A 26,078-nucleotide genomic window follows, 5' to 3' on the forward strand; every position below is an offset into this window, starting at 1 on the left:
TTCGCGAGGCGGCGCGAGCGAACCGTCCTCGGACAGGTGTGCCATCGAACACCGATGCTCACTTCAGCGCCGTCCGAGAGATACCCCCATGAACGGTGACGACCGACAGACCGCCCCCTCAGACGCGGGGGACCGGTCGGCGTGGACGCGCGACCACGCCTCGGGCCTGCGTCGCGACGATTCGAACGTCGCGCCGGTCATCTACCCGGCCGAGAAGCGAGTCGACGACGGACTGCACATCTGGGACACCTGGTTCCTCAGAGAGCGAGACGGGACTATCGCCGACGTCGGCGGCTACCGAGTCATCGTGGCGTTGACGGCGTCCGCGGAACTGCTCCCGGGGAAGCGCCACGACGTGGCGACGCTCCGATACTTCTACTCCGAGGACGGGAAACGGTGGGAGACGGGCGGACCGGTGTTCGACGACGAGGCGTTCGGCTCTCGGCAGTGGGCCGGGTCGACTGTGTACGACGACGGGGACGTCTACTGCTACTACACCGCGGCCGGGCGGGCGCGAGAGAGAGCGCTCTCGTACTCGCAGCGAATCGCTCTCGCGGAGGGCGGCCGACTGACCGTCGGCGACGACGGCCCGACCATCGACGGCCCGTGGGAGCACTCGATTCTCCTCGAACCCGACGGCGAATGGTACGAGACCGAAGACCAGTACCGCGGGATGACGTACACGTTCCGCGACCCGTGGTTCTTCGAAGACCCCGCGTCCGGGGAGACGTACCTGCTGTTCGAGGCCAACACGCCCGTTTCCGAGGGGTCCGACGCCTGCGGGGGCGACGCGGGCGAACAGGAGTTCAACGGGAGCGTCGGTATCGCCCACTCGCCGACGGGCGACCCCACGGCGTTCGAGTTGCGCCCGCCCCTGTTGGATGCCGTCTGCGTGAATCAGGAACTCGAACGCCCGCATCTCGTCGTTCGCGACGGGACGTACTACCTGTTCGTCTCCAGTCACGTCCACACGTTCGCGCCCGGGTTGGAGGGGTACGACGCCCTGTACGGGTTCGTCGCCGACGGGTTGCGCGGCGACTACGAACCGCTGAACGGGCACGGGATGGTCCTCACGAACCCGCGGGGCGCGCCGTTCCAAGCGTACTCGTGGCTGGCGTACGACCACGGCGACGAACTGCTCGCCACCTCGTTTTTCAACTACCACGAGTACGACCGTCCGACGATGGACGACGTGGCTCTCCTCCCCGAGTCCGAACAGCGCCGTCGCTTCGGCGGAACGCTCGCCCCCACCGTTCGACTCGAACTCGACGGGGCGGAGACGCGCGTCGTCGGCGCACTCGACCACGGCCACCTACCGCTCCCGCGCGAGAAACTGCCGGAGCCGTGGTGGAGACGGGCCGGAGACGAACGCGAGAGGCCCGGCGAGTACTGAATCCGAACGCCGGTCGCTCAGCGTTCCCGCGCCTCGAACGCCGCGTCGAGTTCCCACGCGTCGAGTCCGGTGATTCGGACCGGCCCGCCGCGCGCGGAGAGGGAGACGCCGTCCGCGTCCGCCCGCGTCGGGTAGGCGCGACTCGTGAGACAGCGCCGTTCGTTCGCGAACAGTTCGAGGACAGAGCCGTCCACGAACGCTCGAAGCGACAGCGAGTCGCCGCCGACGGGCATTCGCTGTTCCTCGGTGTCGGGTACCCCGTCGAGGGCGCTCTTCGACCGGTCGACGGCGAGTTCGTCGCCGTCGTAGCGGACGACGGTTCGCTCGTTTCTCGCGGGCGACTCGAACAGGCCGAGTTCGAGCGTTGCCTCGGAACCGACCCGCGCGTCGAACGCGAGTTCGTACGCGTTCCCCGACACGTCGAGCGTTCGAGACTCGGCGGCGGCGAGAGAGACGTCACCCTCGGCGGCGCGGCGGCCGCGAAGCGCGGTCAGTTCTCGCGCGGGTCGCTGACGGAGTCGCCCGCCTTCGACGGAGAGTTCGCGGGGGACGGTCAGCATCCCCGACCACCCGGCGTGCCACTGCGCCTCGACGTCGCGGGCTTCGGGCGTCCACCCCCACGCGAGGACGCGCCCGTCGTCCGTTCGCGTCGACTGCGGCGCGTAGTAGTCTCCGTAGTCGAGTCGCCCGCGGTGCTCGACGTCGAACGACGGGTCGTCCAGCGACGCGGTGCCGACGAAGTACTCGACGTGGCTGTAGTTCGAGACGTGCAACACCTGTCTGTCGCCGAAGTCGAGCAGTTCGGGGCACTCCCAGACGACGCCGTGGCCCTCCCAGTCGCCGACCAGCAAGGGGCCGACGTACTCCCACTCTCTGAGGTTCGGTCCCCTGTAGAGGAGGGCCGCCCCGCCGGTGTCCGCGACGCCCGCGCCGATGAGGTGGTACCACGTGTCACCCTCGCGCCAGACGTTGTGGTCGCGGAACTCCGCGCGCCAGTCGTCGGTTTCGAGCAGGTCGATATCCCCGTCGGGAGCCGACAAGAGGGGGTTGTCGCCGTGTTTCTCCCACGTGTCCAGCGTCGGGTCGTCCGTCGTCGCGAGACAGGGGAGTTGGTCGCGCCCGCGGCCGCCGGTGTAGACGAGCGTCGGCGTCCCGTCGTCGTCGAGGACGGCGCATCCGGACCAGACGCCGTCTCGGTCCGGGCCGTCCGGGTCCGGCGCGAGGGCGACGGGACGGTCCTCCCAGTGAACCAAGTCGTCGCTCGTCGCGTGGCCCCAGTGGATGGTTCCGTGGAACGGCCCGCCGGGGTTGTACTGGTAGAAGACGTGGTACGTCCCCTCGTACTGGAGGATGCCGTTCGGGTCGTTCAGCCATCCCGCCGGCGGCGCGAGGTGGTAGCGCGGCCGACGGTGGTCGTCTGCGAGTTCCGCGCGCACCGCGTCGAACCCCTCCGCGTCGTCGGGTCTGTCGGTGAACCTCGGGCGACGGCGCGCGTCGCCGCCGAGGAGTGCGAGAGCGTTGCGGAGGAGCCTCCGTTGGGCGTCCGCCGCCTCGAAATCCGTCGTCGAGAGGAAGGTGACTTCCGAGCCGATTCCGTACACGTCGCCAGACCGCGTCTGGCGGGCCGACGAACTCCGTTCGTCAACGTCTCCCTCGCCGACGCGCCACGCGAACGCCGCTTTCTGGGCGACGTGGAACTCCTCGCCGCGAATCGTGGCGGCGAGTACGTCGCCGGAGGCGGGAAGCGACTGCTCGTACCGGGCGAACGGCCGCGTCGCCTCCGCGGGTTGGGTGTGGAGTTCGCGGAGGGGAAACCCCTCGAACAGGGGGTGGTCGTCGAACGTGCGCTTCTTTATCAGTCCGCTCGGTTCCGCGGGCGTCTCGACGCCGACGGCGTCCGGCGCGACGGAATCGACGCCGAACGGGACGACCGCAGAGAGAGCGCGAAGCGTGAGACAGAGGCCGTTCCCGGAGTCGAGAAACGCTCTCACGGCGTCGGCGCAGGCGGCGGCGTCCTCTCGAACCGAATCGAGCGGGTCGTCTCGGTGCCACCACGCGGCGTCGAACCGAGAGAGCGACCGGTCGCCGGACGACACCTCGGCGAGGGCGACGCTCTCGACGGATTCGACCGTCCGCTCACACCACTCGCGGGCGGCGCGTTGTTCGTCGGTAAGTTCGTCCGCGTGCAGGAACGCGACGCGGACCGGCAGTTCGTCCATCGTCGCTGTCCTTCGAGTGGAGGAGTATTAACTCGTGGTTCGATATCTCTTTTCGGTCTCGGGTCGGGTCGCTCGTCTGTCAGTGGAGAGGTCACCGCCGATAGCGACCGGGGCGTTTCGGTGTAGGTTCGGCTTCGGTAGCGACGAACGCGCTACGTAGCGGTCCGTTCGGCGTCACCGAGGCGAGAGTGGTGTGTCACGCGCACCCGAGGCGCGAAAAGGTGGGCTAAAGTGACCCGAACCCCAACCACGGGATATGAACTACCGGACGCTGGGCGATTCGGACGTGGAGGTCAGCGAAGTCGGGTTCGGCGCGTGGGTCGTCGGCACCGACTGGTGGGGAGACAGGTCGAAGGAGGACTCCATCGACCTGATCCACCACGCGATAGAGCAGGGCATCACCTACTTCGACACCGGCGACGTGTACGGACACGGCCACAGCGAGGAAGTCGTCGGCGAGGCACTCGCGGAGTACCGCGACGAGGTGACGCTGGCGACGAAGGTGGGCTACGACTTCTACAACAACCCGCAGGCCGGACACGGCGAACTCCCCAAGGAGATGACGGGCGAGTGGGTCCGCTCTGCGACCGAAAAGAGCCTCGACCGACTCGGCACCGACCACGTCGAACTGCTCCAACTCCACAACGCAAACGTCGACGAAGTCGACGAAGACGTGCTCGAAGCCCTCGACGAACTCAAAGAGGAGGGAGTCGTAGACGCCGTCGGATGGGCGCTCGGCCCCTCCATCGGCTGGCTGGCCGAGGGCGACATGGCCATCACCGAGGAGTTCGATTCGGTACAGCTCGTCTGGAACCTCTTCGAACAGGAGGTCGGAAACCACTTCCTCGATACCATCGAAGAGACCGGTTCCTCGACGAGTCTCGTCCCGCGCGTGCCGCACTCGTCGGGATTGCTCAACGAACAGGTGACGCCCGAGACGGGCCACGACTTGGACGACCACCGCGGCTTCCGCCCCGACGCGTGGTACGAGACGGGGTGGGAGAAGCTAGAGACGCTCCGCTTCTTGGAGCGAGACGGCGAGCGAACGATGGGACAGGCCGCCATCGCGTACCTCCTGAGCCACGACGCCGTCGCGAGCGTCACGCCGACGTTCCACACGCGCGAGGACATCACCGAGTGGGCCGCCGCCTCCGACGTACCGAAACTGAGCGACGAGGAGATGGACCGCGTCGCCGACCTCTACGAGGACAACTTCGGAATCGACCGCGACGACGGGATGGACGAACTCCGCTCGTCGGTCGGCGGCGACGACATCGCGGCCGCGGGCATCGACAAACAGCCGAGTTCGGGGCCGCGCGGTTCAGCGGACTAACGCCGTGAACCGAACGACGAAAGCGTTTCTCGCCGTGACCGCGTTCGTCCACGCCGTGTCGGTGGCGTGGGTTCGCCGGGACGCCCGCGGGCGAGAGACCGACGCGTCGCCGTGGGACCTCCTGACCGCACTCACGGGCGTCTTCGGCCTCGTCGGCTACCTCCGGTCGCGTCGCTGACCGACGCGGCTCTTTTCACCGAGGGCGACTCACGTAGGCGCATGTCGTCGCTCGACACGCTCAGAGACGAGGGGTTCGCCGCGTTCGTCCACCGCCACCCTTGGCAGTTCGCCCTCGCTTTGGCCGTCGCAACGGGCGGATTCGCCCTCGTCAACGGCGGGTCGCCGCTGTCGGCGTTCGTCGGCTTCTTTCTCGTCGGTGCGATTCTCGCGCTCGCGTTCTCCTACGCGACGGACGTAGTCGAGTGGGGACGCGAGCGAGGCGAGTCGGACGAAGCAACCGGGGAGAAAGACGAGGCGGACGACGCGCTCGCGCGCCTCAGAGAGCGGTACGCCGCCGGACACATCGACGAAGCGGAGTTCGAACGCCGCGTCGAACGACTGCTGGAGACGGAGTCGCACGACGAACTGGCGGCGGACCGAGAGCGGACGCGGGTCCGAGACCGAGAGACCGAGTGACCGACGGACAGCGGGTGTCCCGCCGGTCGAACCGAGCGACGCGGACGACCGAACGCGAACCGAAGTTATATTCTCTCGGTTGACAAATACTCCCGGCATGACTGCCCTCCACGACGCAGGAGAGTGGTTCTCCAGACAGGCCGAGACGCTGAAAGACAACCCCGCTCTGTTGGGCTTCGTCGTCGCCCTCTGGATGACGACGCTGGTTCTCGTCTCCGGCGGGAACCCCGTGTTGGCGTTTCTCGTGCTCGTTCCGGTGTTGACGGCGACGGGGTACGCGATAGACGGCGTCGTTCGGAGGATTTTCGGAGACGGTAGCGACGCCGAGCGTTCGGCCGAACGCGAGTACGAGGCGGAAGACGAAGAACGGGCCATCGAACGCCTGCGCAGTCGGTACGCCGCGGGCGAGATAGACCACGACGAGTTCGAACGCCGCCTCGAACGGTTGGTCGAGACGGAGTCGTACGACGAACCGACGGCGGACCGAGAGCGGATGCGGATTCGAGAGCGAGAGACCGAGTGAGCGCCCGGAACTCGTCCGCTATCGGCGGGCGGGCGAGAACAGCGACTCGAACACCTTCTTCTCGGCGGCCCGGAGGTGCTGGTGGAACGTCGGCGCGGCGACGCCCATCGAGCCCGCGACGTCCTCGCCGGAGGCGTCTCGTGGCCACTCGAAGAACCCCGCGCGGTACGCGATTTCGAGCGCCGCACGCTGGCGGTCGGTGAGAGACGACGTGAGCGCGTCGCCGGAATCGACGCGTCGGTCGCGTTTAGTCAGTTGCCGTCGTCGAAGGAGCGTCATCGCGGGGTGCGTCTCGACCATGGCGTCGAGGAGTCGCCGGACGTCGGCGCTCGGGGACAGATGCACCGTGAGGTGGTAGTCCCCGTCTTCGATGACCGCTCGTTCGACCGACCCACCTAACGAGGCGACGGCCGACAGGACCGGCGGTTCGGAGACGCGGAGTTCGAACGCCGTCTCGTCGCCGCAGTCGCGGAAGGTGACGCCGTCGTAGAACGGAACCTCGGCGGCCATCGTCCGCACGGTTTCCGCGCCGTCCGGCGTCGTGCGCCCGAACAGGACGAACTCCCCGTCTCCTCTCGGGACCGTGTGTTCGTACCTGATCAGTCCGCTCGCCCGCCCCTCGATTCCGAACGGGCCGAGGACGTCCGGCACGTGAAACTCCAGTTCGACGACTTCGTCGCACATCAGCGCCCGCTTGCGTTCGATAGCCGCGATGGCGTGGCCGACGACTTCGCCGAGTTGCCCGATGAGTTCGCCCTCCTCTCCCTCGAAAGCGTTCGGTCGGTCGGCGTAGACGTTCAGTACCGCGTAGACGGTGCCCTCGTGGATGATCGGCACCGCCGCGGACGAGCGAAAGCCGTACCGTCGGACGTGGTCGCGCCACGGGTCGTGGCGGGGGTCGCTGTCGGTTTCGCGCGTCGTCTGGACCTCGCCCGTGTTGAACGCCCTCCCGGTCGGTCCCCCGCTTCGGTCGTCGGCCGGGTCGACCGATATCGTGACGCCGTCGAGATATCCCTCGACGCCGGCTTCCGTCCGCAGCCTCACCGTCCGGCTGGCGGAGTCGACGTCGCCGGTCCACGCGAAGAGGTACGACTCGGTGTCGGCGAGGCGTTCACAGACGGTCCGCTCTATCTCCTCGCGCGTGGACTGGTCGATGACCGCGTCCGTTATTTCCCTGACGACCTGATTGAGACTGTTCAGCGCCGCGAGCCGTTGCTCCTGCCTCTCCATCGTTTCTTCGGCGCGTTGCCGTTCCGCGGCGTCGACGGGTTCGCCGGAGGACGTGTCCTCGCGGCCGTCGCAGGCGCGGGCCGACTGCTCGGCGGTCGGCGAGGGTCGCCACCAGACGCGCGCGCTCGCGCCGACCGCCTTCGTTTGGAGTCGGTCGCGTTCGACGAGTCGTTCCAACCGCTCGTAGGTGCTCCGCCGGCCCACGTCGAGGCGGTCCGACACCTCGGTCGTCGTCTGCGGGGCCCCCGACTCCTCGAAGAGGGCGAGCGTCTCTCGAAGGCACTCGGTCAACGATCCATCGTCCATCACCGGTTCCTCGCGGGCGAGGGTTATCTACCCTCCGCCGACGGAGGTACGGGGCGAAACCAGACGCACAACCCCTGATTCGCCTCGAAAACGCGGATTCGTCCCGGTAGATCGAGCGTTCCGACTGATAGGAGCCCCCAACAGTACCTACTCACTAAGACTGAACTCTTAGGCGCGGTTGGTGCCATCGTCGAGACATCCAGCCACCGTCGCTGGTCGGACACACATGACACGACTGCCACACGAAAGCACGGGGACGGGCGCGGAATCGGAGTATCTGACCGAAAACGAGTCCCGAAGGCTGTTCAGAGAGGAGAGATGCAAGACGGCGCTCGACGTCCTCGCGGACCGGACTGTGCCGGTCGAACTCGACGACGTGGCGGCGGCAGTCGCCGAACGGGAGAACGGCGACAGCCTCGACGACGAGAGCGTACAGCGAGTGGCGCTCAGCCTCCACCACTTTCACCTCCCGAAGATGGCCGCTTTCGGCGTCGTCGACTACGACACGGACGCGACCCGAATCGAGTGGTTCCCCGGCGGGTTCACGTCCTGATTCGCCGCGTCTTCGTCCGGACGGCGTAGTAACGCGCTCTGCCGACGCCGAGAGCGGTTCGGCCACCCGGGGACCGCCTCTGGGGCGTTCGAGGCGACGACGCCGAACCCCTTCGTTTCCATTCGAAACCGCTCGTCGGAGACGCGTCTGACGCGCAGTCGCAACGGCGTCGGTCGAAACAAAAATAGAGCGTGCGCTCTCGCTCCGTCGCCTCAGGCGAGGAAGACGTGGCGGGGTCTGTCGGCCAACACGTCGCGGCCCCACTGGACGGTGTCGCGGAACTCGTCGGACCGGAAGAACGCCATGGCGTCGTCGCGGGCGTCCCACTGACTGGCGATGAACATGTCGTCTTCGTCCTCGACGTTCACCATCAGGTCGGTGTCTTGGTGGCCGTCCATCTCCGCCAACAGGCCGCCGACGGTGTCGAACTTCTCGACGAACTCCTCGCGGTAGTCGGATTTGACCGTGTAGAACATTCCCATCGTCCCGAATCCGGACTCCTCGCCCGCCCGTGAGACGATACCGGGGAGTTCCGAGAGGAATCCGGCGGCCGTCTCTGCGGCCGACGGCGTGTCCCAGATGCTCACGACGGCGCTTCTGTCGCGTTCGTTCGCCTCGTAGACGGCCGTCTTGACGTGCGTGCCGTAGTGCTCGAAGTTGCCGCGGAGGCCCTCTACCTCCTCGAACAGGTCGTCCGTCTCCGCTTCGGAGTAGAGGACCGTCGCGTAGACGTCCTCGCCGTGGGGCGTTCCGGCGTAGATGTTCAGGTCTTCGAGTTCGCCGCGGATGTCGTCGGACTCGTCGTCGCCGCCGTCCTCGCCGTGGGGGGCGTCGCCGTGCGCGCTTCCGCCGCCGTGGCCGTGTTGGCCGCCGCCACCGTCGCCGTGGTGCGCGGAGTCGCCGTGGGCGTGGCCGTGCGCTTCGCCGTGCGCGCCGCCGTGTTCGCCGTGCGGGGAGTCGTGGTCGGCCGTCGGCACCGACTCACCGTCCAAGTACGCGCCCAGGTCCGCGGGCGGGAAGCGGCGGCCGACGTAGAACTGGCCGAACTCGCCGTACTTCGAGGAGACGTCGTCGAACCGCATCTCGTAGACGATGTTTTTCATCTCCACCGGGTCCTCGGCGAACAGGGTGACGCCCCACTCGAAGTCGTCGAACCCGACGGAGGAGGCGATGACCTGCTTTATCTTCCCGGCGTAGTCGCGGCCGGTGTCGCCGTGGTCGGACATCATCTCCGACCGGTCCTCGAAGGAGAGGTCGTACCAGTTGTACGTCTCGCCGCGGCGCTTCGACATCGGGTAGAACGCGACGTACTGGTCGTCGGGGATATCGGGCTTCAGTTTCCCCTCGATGTAGTTGCGCAGGCCGGCGTCTATCTCGTCTTCGTTCCCCTCGAAGTAGTCTTGGGAGACGTACCCCGACACTTCGGTGACCGAGACGTACGACGTGGGTTGCTCCGTGAACGCCGCGAGAGCCGTCTGCTCGAACTGGCGTTCGGCCCGCGAGAGGTCGTCTAACGTCGGTCGGAGGTGGACGACGAGCAGGTCCGCCTTGTGACCGAGGACGGAGAAGACGGCGGATGCGCCCTCTTCTGCGTCTTCGACCGCCTCGTGCGTTCGGAGGTGCGCGACGCCCTCCTCTATCGCGCGTTCCCGTTCGTGGGCGGGCGCGTCGCGCCACGCGTCCCAGTCTACGGTTCGGAAGTCGTGCAGGACGAACCAGCCCTCGTCGGTCGGTGGGGCCTCTGGCATACGCTCTAGTTCGGAGTCCTCCCGTATGGGAGTTGCGAGTCGCCGTCGCGGTTCGAGAATCGACTCCGTCCAGGGTCCGTCTACGGCACTCTCCCGACCGAAACCCTTTCACCCGGATAGTCGGAAACAACCTCCGATGCGGAAAAGCGGCCCCCCGAAAGGCCTCATTTCGTACGTCGTACTCGAACTGCTCGAGGAGAAACCGAGGTACGGCTACGAGATACTCAAAGAGATAACGGAGATAAGCGGCGGCCACTGGGAACCGTCGTACGGTACTGTCTACCCCATCCTCTACAAGTTCGAGGAGGAAGGCTGGGCCCGGCGGGTCGAACGCGAGGCGGAGTCGGACCGCAAATACTTCGAACTCACGGACGCCGGGAGAGAGGAACTCGCGGAGAAACGCCGCGAGACGGGCGGGAAAGCCCGCGACTTCGCGGAGGTCATCCTCGGCTTCTACCACGTCTACGTCGGGTTCGCCACCGACGACCGGTTCGAACTCGACGCTCCCGGCGACGGGTGGCGGTACGACGAGACGTTCAGTTCGTGGGTGATAGAACAACTGATTCGGCACCACGAACGCGACTTCGGCGAGTTCGAGCGAATCGACGCGACGCCCGAGGAGTTCTACGAACGCGAAGGCGTGGACGAAGACGACGGGTAACCGCTCACCCGCCGAGAACCGTCGGCCCGAAGATGAGAACGAGAAGCGACAGCAACATCGTCACGCCGACGCTCGTGGTGATGGTTCTGACGAGGGGGTACGGTTCGTCCACCGGGAGGCGAGAGACGACGGCTTCGACGCTCGTCCGCAGGATTCGGCCCCCGTCGAGCGGGTACCCGGGGATGCAATTGAACAGCCCGAGTTGGAGATTTATCCACGCCGCCCAAAAGCAGACGTTGGCGAGGAGGAACACTCCGGTTCCGAGGAAGCCGAACGGCCCGCCGCCGACGGTGTAGAAGTTGAAGACGCTCTGCGTGAAGCCGGGAAAGTTCGGGATGCCGAGAACGAGAGAGGCAAGCGGCAGGATGAGCGAGACGTACACCGCGCTCAGCGGCGAGTCCGCGACGGCACCGGAGAGTGACGCGGCGTCGGGGCCGCCGTCGCCGCCGAGGAGTGCGACGTAGGTCCCGGCGGGGTACGACTGGACGCCGAAGTCGGTCAACAGGAGTCCGCTCGTCCCGAACAGGTTCACGCCGAGGAAGCCGCCGCCGTCGCGCGGGTTCTCGCCCAGCGTCACGTCGTAAGTGTCGAGCGAACCGTCGTGGTAGAGTTCGACCGGCACCGTCTCGCCCGGAGCGATGTCGTCTAAGACGTTCCCGAGTTCCGTCGAAGAGGTGACGCGCGTTCCGTCCACGGCGGTGACGACGAACGAGTCGTCGGGCACGCCCGCGTCGGCGACGGGGCCGTTCGAGGAGATAGAGGTCACGTACGCGCCGACCGGAATCGTCACCGTCCCGCGAGAGGTGGTCAACTCGGCGAACCGGTCCTCGCCGACCGCCTCCGAGAAGCCGCGTTGGGAGTAGACGGGCGTGCCGTTGACCGCCTGTACCTCTATAGGGTCGTCCTCTCCGCTCACGGAGAGGTTCGCGGGATTGCCCGCGACGGTTCCGGCGACGACGAGAGAGCGTTCGACCGTCACGGTCCGCGCTTCGCGCTTTGCGGCGCTTTCACCCCCGTCGAGTTCCACCTGCACCGACCGCGCGTCGGTGGCGAAGAGCGCTCGGTCGAGCGTGCTCTCGTTCGTCACGGGCGTTCCCTCTATCGCGGTGATGCGGTCGCTTTGGCCGATGCCACCGGCGGCGGCGGGCGACCCGTCGTAGGACCCCGCGACGGCCACGCCGGGCGCGACGCCGATGGAGGCGATGATCGGACCGAAGAGCAAGGCGAACGCGATTGCGGTGACGGCGAAGTTGTTCATCACGCCCGCGGCGAACATCCGGGTTCGGCCGCCTCTGTCGGTGTCCCGTTGGCTCTCCTCGTCGGGTTCGACGAACGCGCCGAGAGGGAGGACCGTAAAGAGGAACACGCCCATCGACTCGATGTCGATGCCTTCGACGCGACAGAGGATGCCGTGTCCGCCCTCGTGGACGACGAGTCCGACGAGGAGGCCGAAGACGATTTCGGGGGCGACCGAAAGGGGGAGGAAGTCGTTGACGCCCGGGATGACGAGGAAGTTCTGCGGTTGGTTGACCGCGGAGGGCGCGGGCGGGTTCCGGAGGATGAAGACGCCCTGTACGAGGAGGAAAAAGAACATCCCGAACATGATGACGAGGGCGGCACCGACGCCGAGATTGCTCCACGCTCGCCAGAATCGCTTCGGCGTCGCGATCCAATCTATGAGGTCGCGCCCGCGTTTCGTGTGTATCGTGGTGAACGGGCCCTGTACCTTCACCGAGGAGGGCAAGAGACCGCGTCGTCGGAGGAAGAAAGCGGCGAACGAGTACGCCAGCAGACCGACGAGAACCCAAAGTAGGGTGTTCATCAGCGGAAGTGAGGGACGCAGCGCTGAAAGACGTTCGGATTACGGATCGGCGACGCTCCACCGCGTTCGGGGGGCCTCCGGCCAAAGGAGTATATGACCGGCGAAAGCAGTATCCGACAGTAGATGTTCGAAAGCACCCACTACGAAGTCAGACAGAAGTTCGGCATCACCACGAAGTACCGCGTCTACGAGGACGACGAGCCCATCCTCGAATCGAAGAAGAAGAAACTGCGCCTGAAGGAGGACTTCCGTTTTACCGACGCGGACACCGGCACGGAACGGTTCCGCGTGAAGGCAGACAGCGTCCTCGACATCGCCGCGGCCTACGACATCGTCGACTCCGAGACGGGCGAACGCGTCGGGTCGGTGAAGCGAAGCGCCGTCTCCTTTCTGAAACACGAGTACGAACTCCTCGGTCCCGACGGGCAGACGGTGGCGTACATCCGCGAAGACAGCGTCCTGAAGGCCGTCATCCGCCGGAACGTGACGACGTTCCTCCCGTTCGAGTACAACATAGAGAGCCCCGCCGGCGAGTCGTTCGGGTCGATTCACGAGTCGTTCTCTTTCAGAGACAAATATCAGATCGACCTCGCGGACACGACTTCGGTGGACCCGCGACTCGTCGTCGTCGGCGCCGTCGTCATCGACGCGATAGAGGAGAACTGACGGGCGTCGGGCGCCGAGTCGAACGCGGTCAGGCCTCTCGCCGCAGTCGCGTCACCACGAGGTCACGGTCGAGTTCGCCGAGGAACTCGCCGAGGCGCGGCCCCTGCGGTTGGTCGAAAAACAGGAGGTAGCCCGCCTCGAAGAACTCCCCCACGTCCACGTCGTGTCGCTTCGCCGCCTCGTATATCTCGCCTTGAATCTCCTCGCCGTCGTGGCCGTCCTCGACGAACGCCGCCAAGTCGTCTAAGGCCGCCTCCACGTCTGCGTCGAACGCCACGTCCGGCATCTCGGCCTGTAGGCGGTAGTTGTACTGGTTGTCGAGGCGCGTCGCCCACGCGTGTGCGCGTTCGACGCGCCCGAGTGCCTCCTCTATCGCCCACTCGGGTGTGTCGTCGTCGAAGTAGCCCTCGTTCGTCGCCATCCGGATGCGGAGGTCCCTGTCGTCCGTCATCCCGAGGACGGCCGCGAACGTATAGGGCAGTCGGACGCGTTCCTTCCGCACCTCGTCTACGACGAACGGGTACGCCCGGTCTGCGAGGTCGTCGAGGTTCTCGTCGGTCTCCTCGCCGAAGTAGAGTCGCTCGAAGCGGTCGAACTCGTCGACGAGTTGGTCGAGCCGAGAGATATCGAAGTCCTTGGCCTTCTTCGGGTTACGGACGAAGAAATAGCGGAGCACCTCGGGTTCGAGGAGTTCGAGAATCTCGTCGACGGTGACGATGTTGCCCTCCGAAGACGAGAGGGGGTCGCCGTTGAGCGTGAACCACTCGTACACCATCGGCACCGGCGGTTCGATGCCGAGGACGTTGCGCGCGACGTCGTCGCCGGAGGGCCACGACCCCTCGGCGTGGTCCTTGCCGAACGGTTCGAAGTCGACGCCGAGCACCTGCCACTGACCGGGCCACTCGAACCGCCACGGCAGTTTCCCCTCGCGGAAGGTGGCGGTGCCCTCGTGGCCGCATCCCTCGATGTGGCGGCCGCCGGCGTCGATGCCCTCGCAGACGTACTCGACGGTTTCTGCGTCGAGGTCCACGTCGGTTATCGTCTGCGTCAGCATGCCGCACTCCTCGCACTGCGCCATGAACGGGACGTAGTCTTCGTCTACCGTGTCCTGATACTCGCCGAGGACCGCGCGCGCCTCGTCCGCGTGTTCGAGGACGTGGCGGACGACGGAGTCGAACGCTCCCTCGGCGTACAGTTCCGTGTTCGACACCATCTCGATGGGGACGCCGATGAGGTCGGCGCTCTCTTCGAGGAGGTTCGTGAAGTGCGCGCCGTAGGAGTCCGCCTCGCCGAAGGGGTCGGGGATGTCCGTGTAGGGCTTTCCGAGGTTCTCGCCGAGTGCGCCCGCGTTCACGTCGCCGAGGCCGACGATGTTCCACTCGTCGTCCGCGAGTTTCCGCGGGAGTTTCCGGAGTGCGTCTTTGTCGTCGGAGGTGAACACCTGTCTGACCTCGTGGCCGCGTTCGCGGAGACTCTCGGCGACGAAGTAGCCGCGCATTATCTCGTTGAAGTGGCCGAGATGCGGGACGCCCGACGGCGAGACGCCGCCTTTGATGACGATGGGGTCCGTCGGGTCGCGGGCCTCTATCCGGTCGGCTATCTCGTCGGCCCAGAAGGCGCGGTGGGCGGTGTCGTCGGCCTCGGCTTCCGCGTCGACCGACGGCAGGTCGTCGGAGTCGCCGGACGCGGTCCGGTCGCTCTCTCGTGGGTCCTCGTCCGAAGAGTTCTGGTCTGTCATCTACTTCTGTGCCCAGTAACTCGGTTCGTCGTCGACGCCGGTGGGGACGATGTCGGTCCCGTCGTGTTCGCCCGTGAGGACGGCGCGTTCGATGCGTTGGGGGTCGGTTCCGTCGAGGACGATGGTGCGCATCCGCGAGCGTTCGATGAGTTTCGCCGCGAGGAGGTCGACCGGCGCGGACGCGCCCGCGTCGCGACTCATCGGCGCGATGACGTCGACGAGTTCCGACGCCGAGAGTTCGCCGTACTTCTCTGCGCCGTCGTCCGTCCCCGGGTCCGCGTCGTAGACGCCGTTGACGCTTGTCCCGTAGACGAGGAGGTCGGCGTCGACGTACTCCGCGAGGGCCGCCGCGACGGCGTCCGTCGTCTGGCCGGGCATGATGCCGCCCATGACGGAGATGTCCCCTCGGCGGATGGCGTCGCCGGCTTCCTCGTAGTCGTGTGCGACCTTCGGGTCCACCTGTGGACCGAGCGCGGCGATGAGCAAGCGGGCGTTGATTCGCGTCACGTCGATACCGATCTGGTCGAGCTGTACCTCGTTGGCCCCGAGATCTCTCGCCGCGTGGATGTAATCGCGCGCGACGCCGCCACCTCCGACGACGGCACCGATTTCGCACCCTTCGCGGGCGAGATTCTCGACGACGGACGCGTGACCCTCGACGCGTCGGGCGTCGAGTTCGGGCGCGAGTACGCTCCCGCCGATAGAAATGACGACTCTCATTGCCCCGTCGTTGCCGCGAACCGGTCTTAAGGGTTATCAAGTCCGTGACGGAGTCGCGCCGACTCGGTGGCGGTATCGAACGACCCGGTCGCCGCAGGGTGATTCGACGGGGCCGAAAGACGCCGCAGAGCAACACTAAAGCCCGTCGCAGACCGCCGTTTCGGATATGCACCTACTCGGAGTCGTCGGCCCGGGCGCGACGGCGCTGTGCGAACGGGTCGCACCTCGACTCGACGGACGCGTCGCGACGGTCGAATCGCTCTCTTCGAAGGCCACCGAACCAAGCGTCGATACCGTCCCGTCTGCGGACGCGACGTACGGACTCGGCGCAGACGGGTCGTGGGTCGCGGCGGGCGACCGAAAGAGCCTCGACGACGTACTCGACGAGTTGGCCGCGGAGTACGACTACGCGCTCTTGTCCGGGTTCCCCGACGCGGACGTGCCGACAGTCGTCTTCGACGGACGGGAGACGGCGAGCGACCGCATCCTCGAAGCCGACGACGCGGAGGCGGTGGACATCGATTCCGTCGTCGAACTCGCGGAGGCGGGCGACCCGCACGTCACCCTCGAACGACTCGTCCGCCGGGCGAAAACGTCGCCGCGGGCCGAGTACGCGGGCGCAATCGCCACGTTCACCGGACGTGTCCGGGCCAGAGACGCCGAGGACGACTCTCGAACCGTCCAACTGGAGTTCGAGAAGTACGACGGCGTCGCAGAGGAGCGAATGGCGACAATCGAGTCCGAAATCGAGTCCCGCGACGGCGTCGAGGAGGTTCTCATGTACCACCGGACCGGCGTCGTCGAAGACGGGGAAGACATCGTCTTCGTCGTCGTCCTCGCGGGCCACCGCGGAGAGGCGTTTCGCGCCGTCGAAGACGGAATCGACCGGTTGAAAGCGGAGGTCCCACTGTTCAAACGAGAGACCACGGTCGAGGAGGATTTCTGGGTCCACGACCGGACGTGACAGCGCCCGTCAACGTCCGCCGAGCGTCTGACGGACGGACGAATCCGCGGGCCGAACGGATACAAAACCAGCAACAAGGGCCGATTTAGCGGTTAGAAATCGGCAATATGGTCCCGTTTTTGCCAACTATATTTCTCTAGTTTAGAAACGAATAGAACTTTCAAAATCGTTTATGAAACATCTAAGCCATCTCTGAAGCGTTGTGAAAAGGCCATTTTTCGCTGTTTATCGATGAAAGCGGTCGAATTCCCACTAACGTTCCTTTCTTTATATACTATCTCGGAAGCATAGAGGTATGTGAGGTCACACAGATGAGCGCAACCGCAAACCCCTCCACCGAGTCCGCGAGCGAGAACATCTCGAAAGAAGACCGTCTCAAAGAGTATCTCGTCGATAAGGCGCAGGACGGAGAGCTGTACTTCAAATCGAAGTTCATCGCAGACGAAGTCGGTCTCTCGCCCAAGGAAATCGGCGCGCTGATGGTGAAACTCCGCGAGTCCGCGACGGAGATCACCGTCGAGAAGTGGTCGTACACGAGTGCGACCACGTGGCGCATCGAGCCGAACCACGCGTGAGCGGACGCGTTCGTCGCTGAGCGACTTTCGACCGAACGGTCCCCGCGAACCTCCCCGCTGTTTACTCAGGACCGTCCGGCGCGTCCGACGGGGCGTCCCCCGCCCGTCGGCCTCGGCCGGTCTGTAGACCCCCGTCACGGGATTTATACGCACGTGCGACATACAGAACTATCGATGGAATCCGTCGATTCGGCGGAGGCCCCGCCGGTCGAGGCCCTCCAGTCGGTCTTTCACCTCTACGAGACGCGACGCGACGGTGACCGAGTCTTCTACTACGGCGAGTCACTCGTCCCGGAACGGATGCTCGTCCGAGAGGTGTGGCCCGCGTTCAGACGCGCGGGCTACGAAGTCGAGGTCACCTCGACGGCGTCGGGAAACGAGGACGTCGTCGTCGCCCGTCCCGTCTCCGACGGCATCGACGGCGTCCCGTGGAAGAACGTGGGCCTCCTGTTTGCGACTATCGTCTCGACGATGTTCGTCGGGGCGCTGACGTGGTACTACATCCCGTTTTCGGACATCGTCGCGAATCCCCTCGTCGTCCTCCGCGCGTGGCCGTTCACCGCCGCCATCCTCGGCGTGTTGGCGACGCACGAACTCGGACACTACCTCGTCGGGAGATACCACGGCGTCGATATCTCGCTTCCGTACCTCATCCCATTCGTCTTCCCGTTCGGAACGCTCGGAGCGATAATCCAGATGCGCGGGCAGATGCCCGACAGGAAGGCGCTCTTCGACATCGGCGTCGCCGGACCCCTCGCCGGTCTGGTCGCGACTGTCGTCGTCACCGCAGTCGGTCTCTCGCTTCCGCCGATGACCATCCCCCAGTGGGCGGTCCAAGGCAGCGGTGAGGTCATCGTCTTCAACAACCCGCCGCTTTTGGACATCATCGCGACGCTTCTGGGCCGACCGACCGAGTACGCCGACCCGTCGGTCACCGTCCACCCGGTCATCATCGGCGGGTGGGTCGGGATGTTCTTCACCGTGTTGAACCTCCTCCCGGTCGGGCAGTTAGACGGCGGTCACATCGTCCGCGCGATGGTCGGCGAGGCGCAAGAACGCGTCGCGGCGGTCGTCCCCCTCGCCCTGTTCGGCCTCGCGGGGTACCTCCACTACGTCCTCGACTACAGCATCAACGAGTCGGTCGGTCTGTGGGCGTTCTGGGGACTGCTCTCGACGGTCATCGCGTTTAAGGGGCCCGCGGACCCCGTCGACGAGTCGCCGATAGGACCGACCCGGATGGTACTCGGCGTCGTCACGTTCGCGCTCGGGGCGCTCTGTTTCCTGTTGGTCCCCATCGAAGTCATGACCATCTGAAGCGGGCGTGCGCTCCGGTCCGTCTCACCCCTCCGAGGCGTGCGTGTAGCCCTCGTCGGGGACGGGGCCGTCGCCCGCGACGACGCCATCGGCCGTCACCTCGCCGACGACGGTGACCGGGGCGGGAACCGCCGCCCGGACCGACGAGAGGTCCGTCTCCGAGACGGTGAACACGAGTTCGAAATCCTCGCCGAAGTACGCCGCCATCTCTCTGCAGTCGCCGCCGTCGGCGGCGTACTCAGAGACGGCGTCGTGAACGGGGAGGCGGTCCCACTCGAAGGCAAACCCGCAGTCGGACGCCTCCGCGAGTTGGTGGAGCGACCGCGCGAGTCCGTCGCTCGAATCCATCATCGCCGTCGCGTACGGGGCGAGTGCGACCCCCGACTCGACCCGCGGCGGGAACCGAAAGAGCTCGTTTCCGCGCTCCGCGTCGCCCGCCTCGAACGCTCTGAGACCGGCGGCGCTCCGACCGAGAGCGCCGGTGACGCAGACCACCTCGCCCGGGGACGCGCCCGAACGGAGAACCGGGTCCGAAGCGTCTCCGAGGGCCGTCGTGGCGACGGTGAACTCGTCGTGGGTGTCCAAGTCGCCGCCGACGTACTCGGCGCCGACGGACTCGCAGACGTCTCTGGCCCCGCGGACGAACGCTCTGAGTTCGTCCTCGTCGAGAGAGGGCGCGCCGTAGGCCGCGACTGCCGCCGTCGCCGCCGCACCCATGGCCGCGACGTCCGAGAGCGACGCTCCGACGGACCGCCACCCCGCGGTGTTCCGCGTCGTCCCCGACGGGAAGTCGGTGGACTCGTGGAGCATGTCCGTCGTCACCACCTGCGCGCCGACGACGGCGGCGTCGTCGCCCGCGCCGGGGAGGTCGGCGGCGAGGGCCCGAAGCGCCGTTCGTTCGTCCATACGCACACGTCCCTCCCGACGGCGAAAAAACCACCCCGTTTCGCGGACGCCGCTACCGAACCGCCTCGGGCGGCGGCTTTCGATGGGTTGATGCCGCGGACGGCCGACCGTCGGCACATGGCCCGCGAGAACCTCCGCGCCACCGTACTGGGATTTCTCGGCGCGTTCGCGGTGTTCGCGGTACTGTTCTACTTCGCGGGCGTCGACGAACTCGTCGGTACCCTCGAACGCGCGGACCCGCGTTACATCGCCCTCGTCGTCGCCGCCACCATCGGGTGGTTGGCAGCGTGGAGCGTCGCCCTCCGGACGGTGTTGGGCGTCCTCGGCGTCGACCTCTCCTTTGCGAAGTCGTTCTTCGTCTTCACGGGCGCGATGTTCTCGAACAACATCACCCCGTTCGGACAGGCGGGCGGCGAACCGGTCACCGCGTACCTCATCACCCGCACCGCCGACGCGGAGTACGAGACGAGTCTCGCGGCCATCGCCAGCGTCGACACGCTCAACTTCGTCCCGTCTATCACGATCGCTCTCATGGGCGCTATCTACTACGCGACGGAGGTGACCCTCGGAACGAACCAAGACATCGCGTTGGCGGTGGTGGCCGTCGCTGTGCTCGCGGTGACCGTCCCGTCGGTCGGCTATCTCGCGTGGCAGCGCCGGTATCGACTGGAGGCGCGGGCCGTCAGCAGCCTGACGCCGCGGATTCAGTGGGTCGCAGAGCGCGTCCCGCGCGTCTCCGCGCCGACGAGAGACGGAATCGAAAAGCGCATCGAGGGCTTCTTCCGCGCGATAGAGCGCATCGCGGCGAACCCGCGGGGTCTCGCGTTGGCGCTCGGTATGTCCGCGTTCGGGTGGTTCTTCCAGATGCTCGGTCTGTGGCTCTCGTTTCGGGCCATCGGCGTCAGCATCCCGCTGTCTATCGCCCTGTTCGTCGTTCCCATCGGCGCGATAGCGGGCGTGACGCCGCTTCCCGGCGGCGCCGGTGGCATCGAGAGCGTCCTCGTCATCCTGTTGCTCGCGGCCCCACTTCCGCAGGTCACGAACTCCGTCGCCGTCGCCGCCGTCGTCGTCTTCCGCGGCGCGGTGTACTGGATTCCCATTCTCATCGGCGGCACCGTGATGGCGTGGGTCAGCGCTCACAGCAAGGGGACGCCGCGGTAGGCGGTGGAGTACCGCCTCCCCGTCCGTGCCGTCCGGTTCAGACTCGCTCCGGCCGTGCCGCACGACCCACCTAATCGGTCGCGTACCGCCCGAATACGATGGCTTTAAACGACGCCATCCGGAACGGATACCCATGGTAACCATCTATGACGTTCCGGCGGACGCCCTCCTCGAGGACGTCGCCGAACGACTCGAAGAGCGCATCGAGGAGCCCGAGTGGATGGCCTTCGTCAAGACGGGGCAGACGCGGGAACTCCCGCCGCAGCAGGACGACTTCTGGTACGTCCGCGCCGCATCGCTCCTCCGGAAGGTCGCGACCGACGGTCCGGTCGGCATCGACCGACTCTCCACCGAGTACGGCGGCCGAAAGAAGGGGTCGACCCGCTACCGCGTCTCCGGCAAGCACTCGGACACGGGCAGCAAGAAGGTCATCCGAACGGCTCTCCAGCAGCTCGAAGAGGAGGGTCTGGTCCGGACGGCCAAAGGTCGCGGCCGCGTCATCACGGACGACGGACGCAGCTTCCTCGACAACGCCGCCGCAGAGGTCTTCGAGTCGCTCGACCGCCCGGAACTCGAACGCTACGCCTGATTCGGTAGCCGAACTCCGCTTTCGACGATACGTTCTTCCAGCGACGGCGTCGCGCCGCGCGTGACACCCGTCCGTAATCGTTTTCAGATACGCGACGGAACTGTACGATATGAGCGGGAATCCCAACGAAGACGAACGGCTGGAGAAGCTGCGCGAGCAGAAGATGCAGGAACTCCAAGACCAGGCGGGACAGCAGGGCGGGCAGGACGAGGCCGCACAGGAAGCGGCGCGCGAACGCGCCGAGGCCCAACAGGACGCCATCCTCAAACAGCATCTGACCGACGGCGCGCGCCAGCGTCTCAACGCCGTCGAGATGTCGAAACCGGAGTTCGCAGAGAAGGTCAAAAAGCAGGTGGCCGCACTCGCACAGAGCGGTCGCATCCAGAACCGCATCGACGAGGACCAGATGAAGAGCCTCCTGAAGGAGCTTCAGCCGGACTCGAAGAGCTTCAACATCCGCCGGCGCTGACGCGAACGTGGATTTAGCGCTCCTCTACAGCGGTGGGAAGGACTCGACGCTCGCCGCCTTGCTCCTCGAATCCTTCTACGACGTGACGCTCGTCACCGGCCGGTTCGGCGTCACGGACGACTGGAGACACGCCCGCGACGCCGCGGGCCGCCTCGACTACGACTTCGACACCGTCGAGTTGGACCGCGGCGTCGCCGAGGCGGCGGCGGACGCGATGGCCGAGGACGGCTACCCGAGAAACGGCATCCAACGGGTTCACGAACACGCTCTCGAACGAGTGGCGGAACTCGACGTGGACGCCGTCGCCGACGGGACGCGCCGCGACGACCGGGTTCCGACCGTCTCCCGCGCGCAAGCGCAGAGCCTCGAAGACAGACACGACGTGGACTACCTCTCGCCTCTCGTCGGGTTCGGCCGACACGCCGTCGACCGACTCGTCGAGGAGACACTCGACGTGGAGTCGGGTCCATCAGAACACATCTCGAAGGGGGATTACGAGGGGGAACTCCGCGCGCTTCTCGCCGAGCGACACGGCCGCGAAACCGTCTCTGCGGTCTTTCCGGACCACGAACAGACGTACGTTCGCGGGCTGAAGTGAGCCTTCGAATCGAAAGCCGAACGACTCTTACGCCGAGACAGATACCGGCTTCGTAATGGTCGTTCTCGAACCCGGTATCGTCTACTCTCTCGTCGCCGCCGTCGTCTGGGGCGTGTACATCTTCCTTCTGAAGCAGTATTTCGGGGGGTACCCCGGCCCCGTCGTCACCGTCGTCGTCAACGCCTTTGCCATCCTCTGGTATCTCCCCGTCGCCGCGACGCAGACGAGTCCCGGTTCGGTCCCGACGCTCGGCGAACTTGGCTTCTACGGCATCGCCGTCGTCGCCGGAACCGCCGTCCTCGTCGGCGTCGCGTTCGTCCTGTTCTTGGACGCTCTCGCCGAAGGTGACGTCTCGTACGTCGCGCCCATCAACAAACTCGCGCCCGTCTTCGTCCTCCCCATCGAAGTGGTCCTTCTGAGCCAGTTTCTCGGCCCCCTCCAGATTGCGGGCGTCCTCGTGGCGACAGTCGCCGTCTACGTCGCCAACTACCGGGGCGGAGCCCTCACGGACCCCCTCCGGCGGGCCGTCCACTCCCGTCCCGCGCAACTCGCACTCGTCAGCGCCGCGTGTTACGCCGCCAGCGACGTGGGAAAGCGAGTCGCGCTTCAAGAACTCGCCATCCCGACCGCCGTCTGGGTTCCCGTCCTCTTCGCCGGCGCGGGACTGGCCGTTCTCCCCTTCGCCCTCAGGCGGTGGACGAGCGTTCGCGGGGCGCTTCCGAAGTTCGCCGCCGCCGGTGCCGTCGTCGCCCTCGGCGAACACGTCACCTCGACGGCGTTCGCACTCGTCCCCGCGAGCATCGCCTCGCCCATCGTCAACACCCAAGCCATCGTCGCAGTGATTCTCGGCGGCGTCGTCCTCCGCGAACGCAACTTCGGCATCCGACTCGTCGCGGCGTTTCTCGCCGTCGCGGGCGTCTCGCTCATCGCCGTCGGCGGCGACTTCCGTACCGTCGGCGACGTGGTAGCCGCACTTCCGTTCTGACTCCGCCGTCGCCGCGACCGGAAACGCCAGACCGCAGGCGGGGAACGGGAAGATACTTTGGAGACTGCGAACTGGACGGCGTATGGCCGAGACAGTCCTCCACCGGCAGTCGAGCCGAACCCGCCCCCGCCGCGTTTTGGCCGCGAACGTCCTCGACGGGCGGGGCCTCGCGAGACTCCGCTCCGCCGGCGCGTCGCAGGCGGGTGCGATGTTCGTCGGTATCGGCCCGTTGCCGCCGGTAGTACGCACGCGTCGGGCATCCGGTTCGGGGCGGTGAGCCGAGGGATTCGCGCGGCGACTGCGCGCATCCGCGCCGGGAGCTATCTCGGTCCGGTCGCAGTCGTCGCCTCGAACGCCGTCGCCCCCGTCGGCGTCGTCGCGTTCGGGTGGTCGGCCACCGCCCTCCTCGGCGTGTTCGTTCTCGAACTCGCGGCCGTGCTGTTCTGGTCGGCGGTGAAGGTGCCGTTCGCCGCGAAGCGCCCGAACAACGCCATCGACGAGCACCAACTGTTGGGTCCGTTGCAGGCCAAACGCGGCGGGGTCGAACTCCCCGGTCCGCTTCCGCCGGTGTACCTCCGAAACGTCCCGACTCTCGTCGTACTCGTCGTCCTCCTCGCGCCGATGGAACTCGGGGCCGCCGTCCTCGTGTTTTCCCTCCCCGAACCGACTCTTACCGCCGAAATCACCGAGCAGATACTCCTCGGCGGCGTCGGCGTGTTCCTCGGACGCGGGGTGGAGACGGCGGCGGACTACTTCCGCGACGGCGGCTACCGCGACCACTCGGCGCGTTCGGTGGTGTTGGCCCCCTTCAAGTACGTCTTCGGCGTCGGGACGCTCCTGGTCGTCGTCGGGTCGTCCGGCGTCGAGAGCGAGGCGATTCTGGCGCTGATGGTGGCCGGGAAACTCGCCTACGACCTCCGGACGATACAGGTCGAACGCGACGAGGAGAAACGGGGCGTCTTCTACCGCCTGTACGGGAGCGGCGAGACGGAGATACCGGCCACGCCGGTCGCCGAACCCGACGGCGAACCGACCGTCCGCGCCCGCCCCTCGCGGACGGTGGCCGTCGCGGACGCCCTCTACCGCGGTGCCGCCTACACGCTGACCAGTACCGCCCTCCTCTTTTACGCACTCGGCGCGTTCCTCCTCGTCTTCGCGCCGTCTCTCGCGGTGTTTCCCCTCGCCGTCATCCTCGCGTTCGGATCGCTCCACGCGACGACGCGCTACCTCCGGTACGGGACGGTGGAGTACCGCTGTTACGACGGCGTCCTCGTCACGTACGACACGCTGCTGGACGAACCGCAGGAACGCATCGAACGGACAGAGGTGGCCGACGTGTCCGTCGAAACCGACTTCGCCGACCGGACGTTCGACACCGCCACGGTGGAGTTCGACCGTCGCGGCGACGACGGCTCGACGGTGCAGTTCACCGTCCCGGACCCCGAGGAGGTCCGACGCAGAGACGCCGGAAAGCCGCTGTCGGTCGTCCACGTCGAAGAACCCGAAGCCATCGCCGACGCCCTCGGCGTCGCGTGGCAGTTCGAACGCTCTACCGGGCGGGCGTCGGCGGACTGACCCGGAGGTCCCGCCGCACCGACGGGCGAACGACGTGGCGGCGCGTCCGCGTTCAACAGTTTCAAGCGCGACACCCGCGAATCGCGGCACATGTACGACCGACTCAAGGGCTTTCGAGACTTCTATCCCGAGGAGATGTCGGCCCGACGGCAGGTGTTCGACGGGGTCGAGGACGCCGCCGCGCGCTACGGGTTCCGCGAAATCGAGACGCCAGCGCTCGAACGGACGCAGATGTACGTCGACAAGAGCGGCGAGGAGATAGTCGAGGAACTGTACGCCTTCGAGGACAAAGGCGGCCGCGAGGTGTCTCTGACGCCGGAACTGACGCCGACGGTCGCCCGGATGGTCGTCGCGAAGCAACAGGAACTGTCGAAACCCATCAAGTGGTTCTCGACGCGCCCGTTCTGGCGCTTCGAGCAGGTCCAACAGGGCCGGTTCCGCGAGTTCTACCAGACGAACGTGGACATCTTCGGCTCCGAAGCCCCCGAGGCGGACGCCGAAGTCCTCGCGTTCGCCGCCGACGCACTCACCTCGCTCGGACTGACGGCCGACGACTTCGAGTTCCGCGTCTCTCACCGCGACATCCTCGGCGGTCTGTTGGACGCCTTCGAGGGCGAGGTGGACACCCGCGACGCCATCCGCGCCGTCGACAAGCGCGCGAAAGTCGAAGACGAGGAGTATCTCGGCTTGCTGTCGGACGCGGGCCTCTCGTACGACGACGCCGAGCAGTTCGACGACCTGATAGCGAGCGGTGACTTGGACGCCATCGCCGAGTTCGGCGGCGACGACGTGGAAGACGCAGTCGAGAACCTCCGGGCGGTTCTCTCGGCGGCGGAGGACTTCGGCGCGGGCGAGTTCTGCGAGGTGTCGCTGACGACGGCCCGCGGCCTCGACTACTACACGGGCGTCGTCTTCGAGTGCTTCGACTCCACCGGCGACGTCTCGCGGGCGGCGTTCGGCGGCGGCCGGTACGACGACCTGATAGACTCTTTCGGCGGCCAGTCGACGCCCGCCGTCGGCGTCGCACTCGGCGACGCCACCCTCCAACTGCTCTGTGAACGCGCGGGCGTCTGGCCCGAGGAGACGCTCTCGACGGACTACTACGTCCTCCAGATAGGCGACACCCGCGACGTCGCCGCCGACATCGTCCGCGAACTCCGCGACGCGGGCAACGTCGTCGAGACGGACGTCTCCGGCCGGAGTTTCGGCGCGCAGATGGGCTACGCCGACTCCATCAACGCCGAAACCGTCGTCATCGTCGGCGAACAGGACTTAGAGAACGGCGAGGTGACGGTAAAGGAGATGGAGTCGGGCGATCAGACCACCGTCCCCGTAGACGAGTTCCCGGGCGACGACGACGCGCCGACGTACGAGGACTACGAGTAAGCCAAGAC

25 protein-coding genes are annotated in these 26,078 nt (G+C 66.6%); 18 read left to right on the forward strand and 7 right to left on the reverse strand.

Annotated features, from left to right (window positions below):
- Window positions 1-88 precede the first annotated feature (88 nt).
- Window positions 89-1,393, forward strand: coding sequence for a glycoside hydrolase family 68 protein (locus BM167_RS12455; RefSeq protein ID WP_092892919.1), 1,305 nt, complete (start codon window positions 89-91; stop codon window positions 1,391-1,393).
- A gap of 17 nt (window positions 1,394-1,410) precedes the next feature.
- Here BM167_RS12455 and BM167_RS12460 read toward each other — a convergent pair whose 3' ends face one another.
- Window positions 1,411-3,612 (reverse strand): GH32 C-terminal domain-containing protein, encoded by a 2,202-nt coding sequence (locus BM167_RS12460; protein WP_092892921.1) that lies wholly within the window; start codon window positions 3,610-3,612, stop codon window positions 1,411-1,413.
- A 256-nt stretch (window positions 3,613-3,868) separates the two neighbouring features.
- Between BM167_RS12460 and BM167_RS12465 the strand changes: the two genes are divergently transcribed.
- The 4 genes from BM167_RS12465 (at window position 3,869) to BM167_RS12475 (ending at window position 6,104) form a co-directional block, all read left to right on the forward strand.
- Complete coding sequence (locus BM167_RS12465) at window positions 3,869-4,945, forward strand: aldo/keto reductase (protein ID WP_092892923.1); 1,077 nt, start codon at window positions 3,869-3,871, stop codon at window positions 4,943-4,945.
- 4 nt (window positions 4,946-4,949) lie between these two features.
- Window positions 4,950-5,123, forward strand: a complete 174-nt coding sequence (locus tag BM167_RS18545) for a hypothetical protein (protein WP_177213351.1) — start codon at window positions 4,950-4,952, stop codon at window positions 5,121-5,123.
- Window positions 5,124-5,164: 41 nt separating this feature from the next.
- Complete coding sequence (locus BM167_RS12470) at window positions 5,165-5,581, forward strand: SHOCT domain-containing protein (protein ID WP_092892925.1); 417 nt, start codon at window positions 5,165-5,167, stop codon at window positions 5,579-5,581.
- Between the two features lie 97 nt (window positions 5,582-5,678).
- A complete protein-coding gene (locus BM167_RS12475; protein WP_092892927.1) occupies window positions 5,679-6,104 on the forward strand; it encodes an SHOCT domain-containing protein in 426 nt (141 codons plus the stop codon).
- An 18-nt stretch (window positions 6,105-6,122) separates the two neighbouring features.
- On the opposite strand, the gene BM167_RS12480 is transcribed toward BM167_RS12475, so the two are convergent.
- On the reverse strand, window positions 6,123-7,640 hold the full coding sequence (locus BM167_RS12480; protein ID WP_092892929.1) for a bacterio-opsin activator domain-containing protein: 1,518 nt from the start codon (window positions 7,638-7,640) through the stop codon (window positions 6,123-6,125).
- A gap of 226 nt (window positions 7,641-7,866) precedes the next feature.
- Between BM167_RS12480 and BM167_RS12485 the strand changes: the two genes are divergently transcribed.
- Window positions 7,867-8,193 (forward strand): DUF7344 domain-containing protein, encoded by a 327-nt coding sequence (locus BM167_RS12485; protein WP_092892931.1) that lies wholly within the window; start codon window positions 7,867-7,869, stop codon window positions 8,191-8,193.
- A gap of 212 nt (window positions 8,194-8,405) precedes the next feature.
- Here BM167_RS12485 and BM167_RS12490 read toward each other — a convergent pair whose 3' ends face one another.
- Window positions 8,406-9,941: a heme-binding protein gene (locus tag BM167_RS12490; RefSeq protein WP_092892933.1), complete on the reverse strand. Its 1,536-nt coding sequence runs from the start codon at window positions 9,939-9,941 to the stop codon at window positions 8,406-8,408.
- A gap of 136 nt (window positions 9,942-10,077) precedes the next feature.
- Between BM167_RS12490 and BM167_RS12495 the strand changes: the two genes are divergently transcribed.
- Window positions 10,078-10,602, forward strand: a complete 525-nt coding sequence (locus BM167_RS12495) for a PadR family transcriptional regulator (protein WP_092892935.1) — start codon at window positions 10,078-10,080, stop codon at window positions 10,600-10,602.
- Window positions 10,603-10,606: 4 nt separating this feature from the next.
- On the opposite strand, the gene BM167_RS12500 is transcribed toward BM167_RS12495, so the two are convergent.
- Entirely contained in the window at window positions 10,607-12,424 is a 1,818-nt protein-coding gene (locus tag BM167_RS12500) for a site-2 protease family protein (protein WP_092892937.1), read from the reverse strand.
- A 123-nt stretch (window positions 12,425-12,547) separates the two neighbouring features.
- Between BM167_RS12500 and BM167_RS12505 the strand changes: the two genes are divergently transcribed.
- Complete coding sequence (locus tag BM167_RS12505; protein WP_092892939.1) at window positions 12,548-13,090, forward strand: LURP-one-related family protein; 543 nt, start codon at window positions 12,548-12,550, stop codon at window positions 13,088-13,090.
- Window positions 13,091-13,118: 28 nt separating this feature from the next.
- Here BM167_RS12505 and lysS read toward each other — a convergent pair whose 3' ends face one another.
- Window positions 13,119-14,828: a lysine--tRNA ligase gene (gene lysS / locus BM167_RS12510; protein WP_092892941.1), complete on the reverse strand. Its 1,710-nt coding sequence runs from the start codon at window positions 14,826-14,828 to the stop codon at window positions 13,119-13,121.
- A complete protein-coding gene (gene pyrH / locus BM167_RS12515; protein ID WP_092892943.1) occupies window positions 14,829-15,548 on the reverse strand; it encodes a UMP kinase in 720 nt (239 codons plus the stop codon).
- Window positions 15,549-15,714: 166 nt separating this feature from the next.
- Between pyrH and BM167_RS12520 the strand changes: the two genes are divergently transcribed.
- The 3 genes from BM167_RS12520 (at window position 15,715) to BM167_RS12530 (ending at window position 18,401) form a co-directional block, all read left to right on the forward strand.
- Complete coding sequence (locus tag BM167_RS12520; RefSeq protein WP_092892945.1) at window positions 15,715-16,512, forward strand: molybdopterin synthase; 798 nt, start codon at window positions 15,715-15,717, stop codon at window positions 16,510-16,512.
- Between the two features lie 311 nt (window positions 16,513-16,823).
- Window positions 16,824-17,087: a DUF7123 family protein gene (locus BM167_RS12525; protein ID WP_092892947.1), complete on the forward strand. Its 264-nt coding sequence runs from the start codon at window positions 16,824-16,826 to the stop codon at window positions 17,085-17,087.
- A gap of 174 nt (window positions 17,088-17,261) precedes the next feature.
- A complete protein-coding gene (locus BM167_RS12530; RefSeq protein WP_092892949.1) occupies window positions 17,262-18,401 on the forward strand; it encodes a site-2 protease family protein in 1,140 nt (379 codons plus the stop codon).
- 24 nt (window positions 18,402-18,425) lie between these two features.
- On the opposite strand, the gene thiL is transcribed toward BM167_RS12530, so the two are convergent.
- Entirely contained in the window at window positions 18,426-19,307 is an 882-nt protein-coding gene (thiL, locus tag BM167_RS12535; protein ID WP_092892951.1) for a thiamine-phosphate kinase, read from the reverse strand.
- Between the two features lie 117 nt (window positions 19,308-19,424).
- Between thiL and BM167_RS12540 the strand changes: the two genes are divergently transcribed.
- The 7 genes from BM167_RS12540 (at window position 19,425) to hisS (ending at window position 26,070) form a co-directional block, all read left to right on the forward strand.
- Window positions 19,425-20,468, forward strand: a complete 1,044-nt coding sequence (locus BM167_RS12540; RefSeq protein WP_092892953.1) for a lysylphosphatidylglycerol synthase transmembrane domain-containing protein — start codon at window positions 19,425-19,427, stop codon at window positions 20,466-20,468.
- A gap of 133 nt (window positions 20,469-20,601) precedes the next feature.
- On the forward strand, window positions 20,602-21,057 hold the full coding sequence (locus tag BM167_RS12545) for a 30S ribosomal protein S19e (protein ID WP_092892955.1): 456 nt from the start codon (window positions 20,602-20,604) through the stop codon (window positions 21,055-21,057).
- A gap of 109 nt (window positions 21,058-21,166) precedes the next feature.
- Window positions 21,167-21,526, forward strand: coding sequence for a DNA-binding protein (locus tag BM167_RS12550; RefSeq protein ID WP_092892957.1), 360 nt, complete (start codon window positions 21,167-21,169; stop codon window positions 21,524-21,526).
- A 7-nt stretch (window positions 21,527-21,533) separates the two neighbouring features.
- Window positions 21,534-22,124, forward strand: a complete 591-nt coding sequence (locus BM167_RS12555; RefSeq protein WP_092892959.1) for a DUF7411 family protein — start codon at window positions 21,534-21,536, stop codon at window positions 22,122-22,124.
- 55 nt (window positions 22,125-22,179) lie between these two features.
- Window positions 22,180-23,109, forward strand: a complete 930-nt coding sequence (locus tag BM167_RS12560) for a DMT family transporter (RefSeq protein ID WP_092892961.1) — start codon at window positions 22,180-22,182, stop codon at window positions 23,107-23,109.
- A gap of 273 nt (window positions 23,110-23,382) precedes the next feature.
- Window positions 23,383-24,684 carry a DUF6498-containing protein gene (locus tag BM167_RS12570; protein ID WP_245781347.1) on the forward strand — a complete coding sequence of 434 codons (1,302 nt, stop codon included), beginning with the start codon at window positions 23,383-23,385 and terminating at the stop codon, window positions 24,682-24,684.
- Between the two features lie 90 nt (window positions 24,685-24,774).
- Window positions 24,775-26,070, forward strand: coding sequence for a histidine--tRNA ligase (hisS, locus tag BM167_RS12575; protein WP_092892965.1), 1,296 nt, complete (start codon window positions 24,775-24,777; stop codon window positions 26,068-26,070).
- The last annotated feature ends 8 nt before the right edge of the window (window positions 26,071-26,078 follow it).

This window comes from Halopelagius inordinatus (genome assembly GCF_900113245.1).
GTDB classification, from domain to species: Archaea; Halobacteriota; Halobacteria; order Halobacteriales; family Haloferacaceae; genus Halopelagius; species Halopelagius inordinatus.